Here is a 16080-nt window from a genome sequence, read left to right as displayed (position 1 = left end):
CGTGGGCCAGTAGCGCTGCCGCTGGAACGGATAGGTCGGCAGATCCACAATGGACCCGGTCAGCGCGAAGTCCACGTCGACGCCGTGCACCCACAGCTCGCCGGCCGAGGTCAGGAAGCGGGCGAGCCCGCCTTCGTCACGGCGTAGCGAGCCGGTGACCACGGCGTCGTCGAGGGTCCCGGCGATCGCGGTGCCCAGCACGGGGTGCGCGCTGGACTCGACGAACACGTCGAAGCCCTGCTCGCCGAGCGCGACGGTGGCGGGCGCGAACAGCACGCGTTGCCGCAGGTTCCGGTACCAGTACGCGGCGGTCAGCTCGGTCGTGTCGAGCCAGTCGCCGGTGACGGTCGAGTAGAACGGGATCCGCGCCGGCTGCGGGGTGACCGGGGCCAGCACGTCCAGCAGTTCGGCTTCGATCGCCTCGACGTGCGCGGAGTGCGACGCGTAGTCCACGGCGACCTTGCGGGCCCGGACACCGTCGGCGTTACAGCGGGCCACCAGCGCGTCGACCTGCTCCGGGTCGCCGGAGACGGTGACCGCGGCGGTGCCGTTCAGTGCGGCGATGGACAGGCCGGGCGGCAGCTCGATGTCCTCGGCGGGCAGGGCCACCGACGCCATCGCGCCGCGGCCCGCCAGCGACGTCCGGATCACCTGGCTGCGCAGGGCCACGACCCGTGCGCCGTCCTCGAGGGACAGGCCGCCGGACACGCAGGCGGCGGCGATCTCGCCCTGGGAGTGGCCGATGACGGCGTCGGGCCGGACGCCGTAGGACTCCCACAGCGCGGCGAGCGACACCATGACCGCCCAGCAGGCCGGCTGCACGACGTCGACCCTGGTCAGCGCGTCGGCGTCGCCGAGGACATCGGTCAGCTTCCACTCGACGAACGGTTCTAGCGCGGCCGCGCACTCGGCGAGCCGCTCGGCGAACACCGGCGCGGCTTCGGCGAGTTCGAGGGCCATGCCGACCCACTGCGAGCCCTGGCCGGGGAAGACGAACACGGTCTTGCCGGGCGTCCCGGCGACCCCGCGCACGGCGGGGTCGGCCAGCCCGGCGAGCAGCTCGTCCCGGTCACCGCCGACGACGACGGCCCGGTGTTCGAAGGCCGACCGCGCGGTGGCCAGGGAGACCGCCACATCGGTGATGTCGGCGGTGGCCAAGGTGGCGGCCAGCCGTTCGGCCTGGTGCCGCAGCGCATCGGCAGTCCGGCCGGACACGAGCAGCGGCACCGGCCCCAAGCGCCCCAATGTGGCCTTCGGTGCGTCAGACGCACCCAATGTGGCCTTCGGTGCGTCAGACGCAACCAAGGCCACATTGGGGCGCTCTGGCGACTGCTCCAGGATCAGGTGCGCGTTCGTCCCGCTCATGCCGAACGACGAGACCCCCGCCCGGCGCGGGCCGTCGGAGAGCCACGGCCGGGTCTCGGTGAGCAGGCTCACCTCGCCCGCCTCCCAGTCGACGTGCGGGGACGGCACTTCCGCGTGCAGCGTCTTCGGCAGCACGCCGTGCCGGATGGCCTGGACCATCTTGATCACACCGCCGACGCCCGAGGCCGCCTGCGCGTGCCCGACGTTGGACTTGAACGACCCCAGGTACACCGGCCGGTCGCGGTCCTGGCCGTAGGTGGCGATGATGGCCTGTGCCTCGATCGGGTCGCCGAGCTTGGTGCCCGTGCCGTGCGCCTCGACGACGTCCACTTCGGACGGGGTGAGCCGCGCGTTGGCCAGCGCCCGCCGGATCACCCGCTGCTGCGACGGCCCGTTCGGGGCGGTCAGGCCGTTGGACGCGCCGTCGGAGTTGATCGCGGAGCCCTTGATCACCGCGAGGACGCGGTGGCCGTTGCGCTCGGCGTCGGAAAGCCGTTCCAGCATCAGCATCCCGGCGCCCTCGGCCCAGCTGGCGCCGTCGGCGTCGGCCGAGAACGGCTTGCTGCGCCCGTCGGCGGCCAGTGCGCGCTGGCGGCTGAACTCGACCAGGGAGACCGGGGTGGACATGACCGTGACACCGCCGGCGAGGGCCAGCGTGCAGTCACCGTCGCGCAGGGACTGGCACGCCCAGTGGATCGCGACCAGCGAGGACGAGCACGCCGTGTCGATCGAGACGGCGGGTCCTTCCAGGCCGAAGGTGTAGGCGACGCGGCCGGACAGGACGCTCGGCGAGTTGCCGGTGCCGAGGAAGCCCTCGAAGCTGTCGGTCGCGGCGCCGAGCAGGCCGCCGTAGTCCTGGTAGGTGATGCCGGCGAAGACACCGGTGCGGCTGCCGCGCAGCGTGGCCGGGTCGAGGCCGGCGCGTTCCATCGACTCCCAGGACACTTCGAGCAGCAGGCGGTGCTGCGGGTCCATCGCGACGGCCTCGCGCGGGCTGATCCCGAAGAAGCCGGGGTCGAAGGCGCTCGCGTCGTGCAGGAAGCCGCCTTCGCGGGCGTAGCAGGTGCCCGGTGCGTCGGGGTCGGTGTCGTAAAGGGCTTCGAGGTCCCAGCCGCGGTCGGTCGGGAACGGCGAAATCGCGTCGCGGCCCTCGGCGACCAGCCGCCAGAGGTCGTCGGGGTCGGCGATGCCGCCGGGGTAGCGGCAGGCCATGCCGACGATCGCGATCGGCTCGTCGACCCGGGTGACGGCCTCGGCACTCTCCTCTTCCGCACCGAACAGCTCGGCGTGCAGCGCCTTCGCCAGCGCGGTCGGAGTCGGGTGGTCGAACACCGAGGTCGCGGGCAGGCGCAGGCCGGTGACCGTGTTGAGCGCGGTGCGCAGCTGGACGGCGGTCAGCGAGTCGACGCCGAGTTCCTTGAACGCCCGGTCCGCGCCGACGGCGTCCGGCCCGTCGTGGCCGAGGACCAGCGCGGCCTCCGTGCGGACGAGGTCGAGCAGCGCCCGGTGCCGGTCGGTCTCGGGCAGCCGGGCGAGCTTCTGGTGCAGCGCGTTGCCCGCGTCGGCCACCTGGGCGACCACCCGGCGGGTCTTGACCTTGGCCGGGGCCGATTCGGCGGTGCGGAGCGCGCCCCGCGTACCCAGCAGGTCGAACGTCTCACCGGGACGGCAGGCGAGCGCACTGTGGGCGACGGCTTCGAGCACCGCGGTCTGCGCGGCGACCAGGCCATCGCCGCCCGCGGCGGTCAGGACCACGAGATCGACGTCCAGCTCGGCGAGGTTGAAGGCGATGTCGGCGCGGTCGCGGAGGTCGGCCACGCCGTCGGCGAGTCCGATGTGGACGGCCGTGGTGACGTCCGGGATGCTCCGGAGCGCCCGCGCCAGTTCGTGGCGGTCGGCGGGGTCGCAGGCGACGGCGCCCGGCAGGTCCACGTCCCCGAGCACGACGAGCCGCTGGACACCGCGGTCCTCGACCAGGTGCCGCGCGACGGCGGCGCCCAGTTCGCCGGCCGCCCCGGTGAGCAGCACGGTCCCCTCGGGTTTCCAGGCGTCCGGCGTGACCGCGGTGGTCCGCGGCTCGTAGACCACGCCGTCGCGGATCGCGAGCCGATCCGCGCCCGGCTCGGCGGGCTCGCCGTCGACGAGGGCGAACCGCCCGGGGTGCTGCGCCAGCACCGGCTCCACGGCTCCCCAGACGGCGGCTTCCACCACGTCCGGCACGTCGCCGACACCGACGGCGACCGCGCCGCGGGTCACGAACACCAGCCGTGAGCCGGCGAACCGCGGGTCGGCGAGCCAGGCCTTGACCAGCGCCAACGCCCGCTGCGCCGAAGCCCAGACGGCCCAGGTGCGGTCGTCGGTGTCGGCGGGACGGCAGGAGGCGAACACGACCTCGGGCACCGCACCGGCAGCGGCCAGCTCGGCGAACTCCTGGTAGGTGGGCAACTCCAGCCCGAGGTCACCGATGGCCGCGGCCGGTCGTGAGTGAGGAACAGGGTTGGAACGCTGTTTCCCACTCACGACCCACTCGACGCGGTGGTGCGTGGTCGATGCGGGGCGAGTGGCGGGGCGCAGGACGACGGCGTCGGCCGTCGCGACGACCTGGCCCGTCGGGTCCGCCAAGGTCAGCTGGACCGCGTTTCCCGTGCGGCGCACGCGAACGCGCAGCTCGGTCGCGCCCGTCGCGTGCAGGCTGACGCCCGACCACGAGAACGGCAGCATGTCCGGCAGGTCGGCGAACGCCAGCGCGTGCAGCGCCGCGTCGAGCAGTGCCGGGTGCACCCCCCACTCCCCGGTGGCGGTTTCCGCGGGCAGCGCGACCTCGGCGAACACGTCGTCGCCGGTGCGGTAGGCCGCCCGCAACCCCTGGAACGTCGGCCCATACGCGAACCCGGCCGCCGCACGCCGGGTGTAGAAGTCCTCGATCGGCAGCGCCCCGGTCGGCGCCCACTGCGTCAGATCGTCCGAAGTGGACAATCCATCGGCCAGGACGCCGCCGGCGTGCCGGACCCAGCCGTCGCCGCGGGTGTAGATGCCGAACGCCCGTCGTGAGCCCTCCGCGGCTTCGACGCGGACCTGCACCGGTACCCCGCCGTGCTCCGGCAGGACCAGCGGCGCTTCCAGGACCAGTTCTTCGACCTGGTCGCAGCCCACCTCGTCGGCCGCGCGCAGGGCCAGCTCCACGAACCCGGCGCCCGGGAACAGGATCTCGCCGTGGACCCGGTGCTCGCCCAGCCAGGGCGCGGTGTCGACCGAGAGCAACCCGGTGAGCACGACACCGTCCGCGCCCGCCAGCTCCACGGCCGCACCGAGCAGCCCGTGCGCCGCGCCGGACTGGCCGAGCGACGCCGGATCGCCGTCGACGTCCGGCACCTCCAGCCAGTAGCGCTCGCGCTGGAACGCGTAGGTGGGCAGCTCGACGCGCGAGCCGTCGCCGACGACCCGGGCCCAGTCCACGGCACCGCCGTCGACCTGCAGTTCGGCCAGCGCCGAGAGCAGCGTGCGGGCCTCGGGACGGTCGGCCCGCAGCGCCGGCACGGCGATCCCGTCCACGGACTCCGCGACCATCGCGGAGAGGACCCCGGCCGGCCCCAGCTCCAGGAACCGCGTCACCCCGCGGCCGGCCAGCGTGCGGACGCCGTCGGCGAACCGGACCGTGGCGCGGACCTGCCGGACCCAGTACTCGGGGTCGCGCAGGCCGGTGGCGATCTCCCCGGTGACGTTCGACAGCACCGGCACGGTGGGCTCGTGATAGGTCAGACCGGCCGCCACCGCGCGGAAGTCCGCGAGCATGCCGTCCATCCGGGCCGAGTGGAACGCGTGGCTCACCCGCAGCCGCCGACTCTTTTCGAACCGTGCGGCGACCGCCAGCACGGCGTCTTCGTCACCGGACAGCACGACCGAGGCCGGCCCGTTGACCGCGGCCAGGGAAACGCGGTCGGTCAGCAGCGGCGTGACCTCGTCCTCGGTGGCCGCGACCGCCACCATCGCGCCCCCTTCGGGCAGCGCCTGCATCAGCCGTGCGCGAGCGGCGACGAGCTTGCACGCGTCCTCGAGGGACAACACACCGGCGACGTGCGCGGCGGCCAGCTCGCCGATCGAATGGCCGCCGACGAAGTCGGGCGTCACGCCCCAGGACTCGAGCAGCCGGAACAGCGCGACCTCGACCGCGAACAGCGCGGGCTGGGTGTAGGCCGTTTCGTCGAGCCGCTCCCCCGAATCGATCGCCGTGCGCAGCGAACCGTCGAAGTGCGCGCACACCGCGTCGAAAGCGTCGGCGAACACCGGGAACTCGCGGTACAGCTCGCTTCCCATGCCGGCCCGCTGCGCGCCCTGGCCGGTGAACAGGAACGCCGTCCGGCCCTTCGCGGCCGTCCCGCGCACGACCCCGGCGGACTTGGCGCCCTCCGCCAGCGCCGCGAGCCCGGCCCGGAGTTCGGTCTCGTCTTCGGCCAGCACGACGGCGCGGTGCTCGAACGCCGACCGGGTCGCGGCCAGCGACCAGGCCAGGTCGCCGACGTCGCCCGCGGGGTGGTCGAGCAGCCGCGCGGCCTGCGCCCGCAGCGCCGCCTCCGACCGGCCGGACAGCGCCACCGGCACCAGCCCGGTGCGCCGCGGCCGCGGCAGCTCGGGGCCGGTCGCGGGCGCCTCTTCGAGGATGACGTGCGCGTTGGTGCCGCTCACGCCGAACGCGGACACGCCCGCCCGGCGCGGACGACCGTCCGCCTGCCAGGGCATCGGCTCGGTGAGCAGCGAAACGTCGCCGGTCGACCAGTCCACTTCGGACGACGGCAGGCCGGCGTGCAGGGTCTTCGGGAGCAGCTCGCGCCGGAGGGCGGACACCATCTTGATCACCCCGGCGACGCCGGCCGCGGCCTGGGTGTGCCCGAGGTTGGACTTCAGCGAACCGAGCCACAGGGGACGGTCGCGGTCGCGGCCGTAGGTGGCCAGCAGGGCGTGCGCCTCGATCGGGTCGCCGAGCCGGGTACCCGTACCGTGGCCTTCGACAGCGTCCACATCGGACGGTTCGAGACCGGCGTCGGCGAGCGCGGCCCGGATCACCCGCTGCTGGGACGGGCCGTTCGGGGCGGTCAGGCCGTTGGACGCGCCGTCGGAGTTCACCGCGGAGCCGCGCACGACGGCCAGCACGGGGTGCCCGAGCCGCTGGGCGTCGGAAAGCCGTTCCAGCACGAGCATGCCGGCGCCTTCGGACCAGCCGGTGCCGTCGGCGGCGTCGGAGTACGCCTTGCACCGGCCGTCCGGCGCGAGGCCGCGCTGCCTGCTGAACTCGACGAACGCGGCGGGGTTGGCCATCACCGCGACCCCGCCGGCCAGCGCCAGGGAGCACTCGCCCGAGCGCAGGGACCGGGCGGCGAGGTGCAGGGCGACGAGCGACGACGAGCACGCGGTGTCCAGCGTGACGGCCGGGCCTTCGACGCCGAGGTGGTAGGCGATCCGTCCGGAAAGGACACTGCCCGCGTTGCCGGTGAGCAGGTGCCCGCCAAGACCTTCGGGGGCTTCGCGCAGCCCGGCGGCGTAGCCGGAGACGCCCGCGCCGACGAACACACCGGAGCTGGTCCCGGCGAGGGACCGCGGGTCGATGCCCGCCCGTTCCAGGGCCTCCCAGGAACTTTCGAGCAGCAGCCGCTGCTGCGGGTCGGTGGCGAGGGCCTCGCGCGGGCTCATTTCGAAGAACGCGGCGTCGAACTCGCCTGCGCCGACGAGGAAGCCGCCGTCGCGGGAGTAGCTCTTGCCTTCGGCGTCGGGATCGGGGTCGTAGAGGCCCTCGACGTCCCAGCCGCGGTCGGTGGGCCACGCGGAGATGGCGTCGCCGCCGTCGGCCAGCAGCTGCCACAGCTCTTCCGGTGAGGTGATGCCGCCGGGCAGGCGGCAGCTCATGCCGACGATGGCGATCGGCTCGTCGGCGCCCTCGACGCGCCGGACCGGGACTTCCTCGTCGCCGCCGAACAGCTCGGCGGCGAGGAAGCCCGCGAGCACGGTGGCCGACGGGTGGTCGAAGACGAGCGTCGACGGCAGTTTCAGGCCGGTGACCGTGCTCAGGCGGTTGCGCAGCTCGACGGCGGTGAGGGAGTCGAAACCGAGGTCGCGGAAGGGCCGGTCCACCGCGACGGACGCCGGGTCGGCGTGTCCGAGGGCGGCCGCGGCTTCGCGCTGGACGAGGTCCAGCAGCTCGTCGGCCGACAGCTGGGGGCGTGCAGTCGTCTCGACCGGGACGTCGAGCGCGGCCCGTACTTCGGGCAGGTCGCCGAGCAGGGCGCTGGCGCGGACGGCGGTGAAGCCGGGCGCGAACCGCGCCCAGTCGACGTCGGCCACGGTCACCGCGATGTCGCCGGCGTCGAGAGCCTGCCGCAGGGCAGTGAGCGCCAGATCGGGCGCCAGGGGCCGGAGACCGCGGCGGCGCAGGTGGTCTTCCGCGCCTTCGTCGGCGAGCATGCCGCCGCCGGCCCAGGGACCCCACGCGACCGACGTCGCGGCCAGGCCCGCCGCGCGGCGCCGGTGGGCGAGGCCGTCGAGGTAGGCGTTCGCGGCGGCGTAGGCGCTCTGGCCGCCGCTGCCCCAGACGCCCGCGATGGAGGAGAAGAGCACGAAGGCGTCCAGCTCGCGGTCGCCGAGGACGGCGTCGAGGTTCTCGGCACCGGCGAGCTTGGCGGCGGTGAACCGGGCGAATTCGCCGGGGCTGAGATCGGCGAGGGGCGCGGCCTGGGCAACCCCGGCGGCGTGCACGACGGCCCGCAGCCCGTCGAGGCCGCCGACCAGGTCGGCGACGGCTGCGCGGTCGGTGACGTCGCAGGCCGAGATGGTCACGGTGACGCCGAGGGCGGTCAGCTCGTCGCGCAGTTCGGGCGCACCGGGGGCGTCGAGGCCCCGGCGGGAGGTGAGGACCAGGTGGCCGGCACCGGATCGGGCCAGCCAGCGGGCGACTTCGGCGCCCAGTGCGCCGGTGCCGCCGGTGATGAGGACGGTGCCCCGCGGCCGCCACGAGCGGTCCGCCGCGGCCGGTCGCGAATGGGCGGGCGCGCGGTCCAGGCGCGCGGCGAAAACGGCGGAGTCGCGGATGGCGACCTGGTCTTCGGTGCCGGTGAGCACGCCCGCGAGCCGGGCGACCGCGCGGTCGTCGAGGACCGCCGGCAGGTCGACCAGACCGCCCCAGCGGTCGGCGTGCTCGACCGCCGCCGTGCGGCCGAAACCCCACAGCGCCGCCTGCATCGCGCTGCGGACCGGGTCGGCGCGGCCGACTGAGACCGCACCAGAAGTCACGCACCACAGCGGTGCCGTACCGTCGAGCGCCTGGACGAGTTCCAAGGTTGCCGCGAGCCCGGCCGCAATCCCTTCCGGCCGGGGACGCTCGTCGAAGGCCAGCAGGGACAGCACCCCCGCGAAGTCGCCCTCGGGCAGGTCGGCCAGGTTCGTCGGAACGCAGTCGAGGCCCGCGGTCAGCGCGGCGAGGAACTCCGGCTCGACGCCGTGCTCGGGGAGGACCAGCAGCCAGGTGCCCGGCGCTCCACCGGCGGGCCCGGGCAGCGGGCGCCAGTTCACGGCGTACCGCCAGTTGTCCACAGTAGACGTCTCGCGGTGCCACCGGGCGAGCACCGGCAACGCCGTTTCCAGGCTGGCCAGTTCGGTGGCATCCAAAGTCGACGACAGCGCGGTCAGATCGGTGCGCTCGAGCGCCGTCCAGAATCCGGCGTCCGGTGCGGGTGCGGCTTCCTTGACACGCGGCCAGAACCGCTCGCGCTGGAACGGGTAGGTGGGCAGCACGACGAACCGCGCCCGCGGCACCACCGCGGCCCAGTCCGGCCCGCGGCCGGCGACGTGGAGGCGGGCCAGCGCGGTGAGCAGCGTCCGCTCCTCGGGCCGGCCCTTGCGCAGCAGCGGCACCGCGGGGAAGTCGGCCAGCGCCGAGAGCACTCCGTCGGGGCCCAGCTCGACACCGCCGGTCACGCCGAGCCCGGCCAGCGTGCCGACGGCGTCGGCGAACCGCACCGGCTCGCGGACCTGGCGCACCCAGTACACCGGCGTGAGGATCTCGTCGCCCGCCACACGACCGGACACAGTGGACACCAGCGGGATCTTCGGCGCGTGGAAGGTCAACTGGTCGGCGACGGCCGCGAACTCGTCCAGCATCGGGTCCATCAGCGCCGAGTGGAACGCGTGCGACACCGCCAGCCGCCGGACCTTGCGGCCCAGCCCGGCGAAGTGCCGCTCGACCGCCTCGACAGCGTCGGCCTCTCCCGAGACCACTATCGCTTGTGGACCGTTGACCGCCGCGAAACCCACGCCCTCGCCCAGGACCGCGGCGACCTCGTCTTCGGTGGCCTGCACGCTCAGCATCGCACCACCGGGCGGCAGCGCCTGCATCAGGCGCGCCCGGGCCGACACCAACCGGCAAGCGTCCTCCAGGGACAACACGCCGGCGACGTGCGCGGCCGCCAGCTCGCCGATCGAGTGGCCCGCCACGTAGTCCGGCCGGACGTCCCACGACTCCAGCAGCCGGAACAGGGCCACTTCGACCGCGAACAGCGCGGGCTGGGTGTACCCGGTCTCGTCCAGCAGCGAAGCGTCGCCGAAGACGACCTCCCGCAACGGGCGGTCCAGCGCCGCGTCCACCAGCGCGCAGACGGCGTCGAAGGCGTCCGCGAACACCGGGAAGCGCTCGTACAGCTCCGCGCCCATCCCGGCGCGCTGCGAGCCCTGGCCCGAGAACAGGAACGCCGACTTGCCGGCGGTCTGTGCGCCTTGGACCAGGTTCGCGGCCGTCCCACCGGCCGCCAGCGCCGCCAAGCCGGTCGACAGCTCGGCGAAGTCCGCGCCGAGCACGACGGCCCGGTGTTCGAAGGCGGCGCGCCCGGCCAAGCCGGCGGCCACGTCCGCGACGTCGGGTTCCCCCAGTCGCAACAGGTCACGGGCGGCGTCCCGCAGCGCGGCCGCGGACCGGCCGGACAGCACCCACGGCACCAGACCGCTCGATACCGCCGGCGACTCGGCCGCGGGCACCCCTTCGAGGATCACGTGGGCGTTCGTGCCGCTGACCCCGAACGACGACACGCCCGCACGCCGCGGACCTCCATCGGCCGGCCAGGCCTGTGCCTCGGTCAGCAGCGACACCGCTCCGCCGGCCCAGTCGATGTGCCGCGACGGCCGGTCGACGTGCAGGGTCTTCGGCAGCAGGCCGTGCTCCAGTGCGAGAACCATCTTGATGATCCCCGCGACACCCGCGGCCGCCTGCGTGTGCCCGATGTTGGACTTCAGCGAACCCAGCCACAGCGGCCGCGGACGGTCCTGGCCGTAGGCGGCGATGAGCGCCTGCGCCTCGATCGGGTCGCCCAGGATCGTGCCGGTGCCGTGCGCCTCGACGGCGTCCACATCGGACGGCCTCAGTCCCGCGTTCGCCAGCGCCGCGCGGATCACCCGCTGCTGCGACGGCCCGTTCGGCGCGGTGAGCCCGTTCGACGCGCCGTCCTGATTCACCGCGGAGCCGCGCACCAGCGCGAGCACGGGGTGGCCGTTGCGGCGCGCGTCGGACAGCCGTTCCACCAGCAGCAGGCCGACGCCCTCGCCCCAGCCCGTGCCGTCCGCGCCGTCGGCGAAAGCCTTGCAGCGGCCGTCTTCGGCCAACCCGCCCTGCTTGCTGAACTCCAGGAACGCGCCCGGCGTCGTCATCACCGTGACGCCGCCGACCAGCGCCATCGAGGACTCGCCCGAGCGCAGCGACTGCGCGGCCCAGTGCAGCGCCACGAGCGACGACGAACACGCCGTGTCGACCGTGACGGCGGGACCTTCCAGGCCGAGCACGTAGGAGATCCGGCCGGAGACGACCGAGCCCGCGTTCCCGGTCCCCGCGTGGCCTTCCGAACCGCCTTCGCCGGCCTCGCGCAGCAGCGCCGCGTAGTCCTGGCCGTTGGTTCCGATGTAGACACCGACCTGGGTACCGCGCAGCGACAGCGGGTCGATGCCCGCGCGCTCGAAGGTCTCCCACGACGTCTCCAGCAGCAGCCGCTGCTGCGGGTCCATCGCGAGCGCCTCACGCGGCGAGATCCCGAAGAAACCGGGATCGAAGTCGGCCACGCCGTCGAGGAACCCGCCGTGGCGGGTGTAACTGGTGCCGTCGTGGCCGCGGTCGGGGTGGTAGAGGTCGGCCAGGGGCCAGCCGCGGTCTTCGGGAAAGGTCGTGACGGCGTCGCGGCCGCCGGCCAAGAGGTCCCACAGGTCTTCGGGCGACCGCACGCCGCCGGGCAGGCGGCAGGCCATCGACACGATGGCGAGCGGCTCGTCCTCGGCGACGGCGGGCCGCGTGACGACCGGCGCCGCCGCGGTCCCGACCGGCTCCTCGCACAGGTAGGCGGCGACGGCGGCCGGCGTCGGGTAGTCGAACACCAGCGTCGCGGGCAGCGGGCGCCCGGTCGCGGCACCGAGGCCGTTGCGCAGCTCGACGGCGGTCAGCGAGTCGACACCGAGGTCCTTGAACGCCCGGCCGGGCTCGACCGCCTCCGGCCCGGCGTACCCGAGCACGGCGGCGGCCTGGGCGCGGACGACGTCCAGCAGGAGCGCGTTCTGGTCCTCTGTGGACAGATTCGCGAGCCGCGCGGCGAGGGGCTGCTCGTCGGGCGTGCGCATCGCGTCCCGCGCCTCGGGCAGGTCGCCGAGCAGCGGGCTGGGACGGGTGGTGGTGAACCCGGGCACGAACTTCGCCCAGTCGACGTCGGCGACGATCGGGTTCGGCTCCCCGCCGGCGATCGCGCGGCGCAACGCGGCGACGGCCAGGCGCGGCGCCATCGGCGGCACGCCGCCCCGGCGCATCCGGTCGGCGACCAGGTCGTCGGCCGCCATGCCGCTGCCGCCCCACGGGCCCCAGGCCACGGCGGTGGCGGGGAGCCCGGCGGCGCGGCGCTGCTCGGCCAGCGCGTCGAGCCCGGCGTTCGCGGCGGCGTAGGCGGCCTGCCCGACCGCGCCGAGGCTGCCCGCGAACGACGAGAACAGCACGAACGCCGACAGCTCGCGGTCGCGGGTCAGCTCGTCGAGGTGCCGGGCCGCGGTGAGCTTGGGCCGGAACACGGTGTCGAGCTGCTCGGCGGTGACGCCGTCGAGCACGGCGTCGTCGAGGACGCCGGCGGTGTGGATGACGGCGTCGAGGTCGGGCAGCGTGTCCAGCAGGCCCGCGACGGCGTCCCGGTCGGAGACGTCGCAGGCGGCGACGGTCACGCGGGTGCCGAGCGCGGTCAGCTCGTCCCGCAGCTCCGTCGCGCCCGGGGCGTCGAGGCCGCGGCGGCCGGCCAGGACGAGGTGGCCGGCGCCGTCCTCGGCGAGCGTGCGCGCGACGACCGCGCCCAGCGCACCGGTGCCGCCGGTGATCAGCACAGTGCCGGCGGGCGACCACGGCTCGGCGGCCGGGCCGGTGATCCGCCGCAGCCGGCGGCCGAAGACGCCGGAGGCGCGCAGCGCCACCTGGTCTTCGGCCGAGGCCAGGACGGCGGTCAGGCGGTCGAGGGCGCGGTCGTCCAGCTCGGCGGGCAGGTCGACCAGACCGCCCCAGAGCTGCGGGTACTCCAGCGCGGCGACCCGGCCGAGGCCCCACAGCGGCGCCTGCTCGGCGGCCCGCAGCGGGTCGGACTGCCCGGTGGAGACCGCGCCTTGCGTGACGACCCAGACGGGGGCGGCCGCGCGGCGGACCAGCTCGATGGTGCGCGGCAGGGTCGTGGCTGCCTCGCCGTCCAGGGCCAAGAGGGAAAGGACACCGTCGGCGTGCTCGGGGAGCCGGTCCGGCGTGACGGGCACGAAGCCGCGGCTCACCAGGGCGTCGAGCACCGGTGACGTGAAGTCCTCCGGCACGACGGCCAGCCACGTCCCGGTGAGCGGGGCGGGCGCGGGCGACACCGGGGTCCAGCCGATCCCGTACCGCCAGGCGTCCACAGTGGACTTCTCTTGCCGCTGGGCGCGGTAGGCCGACAACGCGGGCAGCAGTTCGCCGACCGCGTCGGCCGGCAGGTTGAGCACGTCGGCGAGGGTGCCGGTGTCCACTGCGGACCAGAACGCGTCGTCGCCGGCTCCGGTGGCGGGCGACGGCTCCAGCCAGTAACGCTGCCGCTGGAAGCGGTACGTCGGCAGCTCGACCCGGCGGCCGCCGGGCAGGACGGCCGACCAGTCGGGTCCGTGGCCGGCCACGTGCAGGCGGGCCAGGCCGGTCAGCGCGGCCGTCGGCTCCGGCCGGTCGCGCCGCAGCAGGGCGGCGACGGCGGCGCCGTCGGGCAGGCACTCCTGGGCGAGCGCGGCCAGCGCGCCGTCGGGCCCCAGCTCGAGGAACCCGGTCACGCCCGCGTCGTGCAGCCAGCCGATGCCGTCGGCGAACCGCACGGCCTCGCGGACGTGCGCGACCCAGTAGTCCGGCGAGGTCAGGCGGTCGGCGAGGGCGCCGGTGACGTTGGAGACCACCGCGATCTTCGGCGGGTGGAAGGTGAGCCCGGCGAGGACCTGCCGGAACTCGGCGAGCATGCCGTCCATGCGGGCGGAGTGGAACGCGTGCGAGACGTCGAGGCGCTTGGTCTTGCGGCCGAGCCCGGCGAAGTGCCCGGCGGCGGCCAGCACGGCGTCCTCGTCGCCGGACAGGACCAGCGAACCGGGGGCGTTGACGGCCGCGATCGAGAGACCGGCGGCCAGGTCGACCTCGTCTTCGGCCGCCTGGACGGCCACCATCGCGCCGCCGGCGGGCAGCGCCTGCATCAGGCTGCCGCGGGCCGCGACCAGCGTGCACGCGTCGGCCAGTGACAGCACCCCGGCGACGTGCGCGGCGACCAGTTCGCCGATCGAGTGGCCGAGCAGGTAGTCCGGGACGTAGCCCCAGGACTCGGCGAGCCGGTACAGCGCGACCTCGACCGCGAACAGCGCGGGCTGCGTGTACGCCGTCTCGTCCAGGTGCTCGCCCGACGCGATCACCGTCCGCAGTGGACGGTCGAGGTGGCGGTCGAACTCCGCGCACACCTCGTCGAAGGCGGCGGCGAAGACCGGGTACCGGGCGTGCAGCTCCGCGCCCATGCCGGCGCGCTGGGAACCCTGGCCGGTGAACAGGAAGGCCAGCTTCCCGGGCAACACCGTGCCGCGCACCAAGCCGGGCGCGACGTCGTCCGCGGCGAGGGCGTCGAGGCCGCGCTGCAGCTCGTCGCGATCTTCGGCGAGCACGACCGCGCGGTCGTCCAGGGCCGCCCGGCCGGTGGCCAGCGACCACGCGAGATCGGGCAAGCCGGCGTCGACGGACTTGACGCTCGCGGCCTGCTCGCGCAGGGCGGCCGCACCGCGCGCGGAGACCAGGAACGGCAGCGGTCCCTCCACCGCCGTCGGCTCGTCGGCTTCTTCGGCCGCGGGCGCTTCCGCCAGCAGGACGTGGGCGTTCGTGCCGCTGACGCCGAACGCCGACACCCCGGCGCGGCGGGGCGCGTCGCGCTCCGGCCACGGCATCGGCTCGCCCAGCAGCTCGACCGCCCCGGCCGACCAGTCCACGTGGGACGTCGGCTCGTCCAGGTGCAGGGTCCGCGGGAGGTGCCCGTGCCGCAGGGCGAGGACCATCTTGATGACGCCGGCCGCGCCCGAGGCGGCCTGGGTGTGCCCGATGTTCGACTTCACCGCGCCGACGCGCAGCGGCCGGTCCGCCGGGCGGTGCTGCCCGTAGGTGGCCAGCAGCGCCTGCGCCTCGATCGGGTCGCCCAGCGTCGTGCCGGTGCCGTGCGCTTCGACGACGTCCACATCGGACGGCGACAGCCCGGCGGCGGTCAGCGCCGCGCGGATCACCCGCTGCTGCGAGGGACCGTTCGGCGCGGTCAGGCCGTTGGACGCGCCGTCGGAGTTGACGGCCGATCCCTCGATCACGGCGAGCACCGGGTGGTCGCGGCGCCGCGCGTCGGAGAGGCGCTCGAGCAGCAGCAGGCCGACGCCCTCGCCCCAGCCGGTGCCGTCGGCGGCTTCGGCGAACGGCTTGCACCGGCCGTCGCCGGCCAGGCCGCCCTGGCGGGCGAACTCCAGGAACACCGCCGGGGTCGACATGATCGTCGCGCCGCCGGCCAGGGCGAGCGAGCACTCCCGCTTGCGCAGCGCCTGGCAGGCGAGGTGCAGCGCGACCAGCGCGGACGAGCACGCCGTGTCGACGGTGACCGCGGGACCTTCGAGGCCGTAGCTGTAGGCGAGCCGTCCGGACAGGACGCTGCCGGCGTTGCCGGTGAGCAGGTGACCGGCGACCTCGTCGGTGTCGCTGCCCACGCCGTACCCGGACGGCGTCGAGCCGACGAAGACACCGGCGGACGTCCCGGCGAGCGAGCCGGGATCGATGCCCGCGCGTTCGAAGACCTCCCACGACACCTCGAGCAGCAGGCGCTGCTGCGGGTCGGTGGCGAGGGCCTCACGCGGGCTGATGCCGAAGAGCGCCGGGTCGAACGTCGTGGCGGTGTCGACGAACCCGCCCGTGCGGGCGTAGTCGCCGGAGCCGGCGTCCCAGCCGCGGTCGGCCGGGAACGGCGTCATCGCGTCGGCGCCGCTCTCGACCAGGTCCCAGAGCTCCTCCGGGGAGGTCACGCCACCCGGGAACCGGCAGCCCATCGCGACGATCGCGATGGGCTCCTTCTCCCCCGCCTCGAGGTCCTGGAGGCGTTGCCGGGTCTCGGCGAGGTCGGTCGTGACCCACTTCAGGTAGTCCCGGAGCTTCTCTTCGTTCAC

The 16080-nt window shown here is 74.7% G+C and carries 1 protein-coding gene (only partly in view); it reads right to left on the bottom strand.

Translation table 11 applies throughout. The features are described 5' to 3' along the window. Positions 1 to 16080, bottom strand: partial view of a type I polyketide synthase gene (locus AB0J40_RS34635; protein ID WP_364461747.1) — the 5' portion only. The gene continues 8121 nt to the left of window position 1, outside the view; the window shows 16080 of its 24201 coding nt (coding positions 1-16080); its start codon is at positions 16078 to 16080; the stop codon falls past the left edge of the window.

It is taken from the genome of Amycolatopsis sp. NPDC049691, assembly GCF_040675005.1.
Classification (GTDB): Bacteria; Actinomycetota; Actinomycetes; order Mycobacteriales; family Pseudonocardiaceae; genus Amycolatopsis.
Note: the sequence above shows the minus strand (reverse complement) of the source record. Positions and strands in the feature narration are given on the sequence as shown.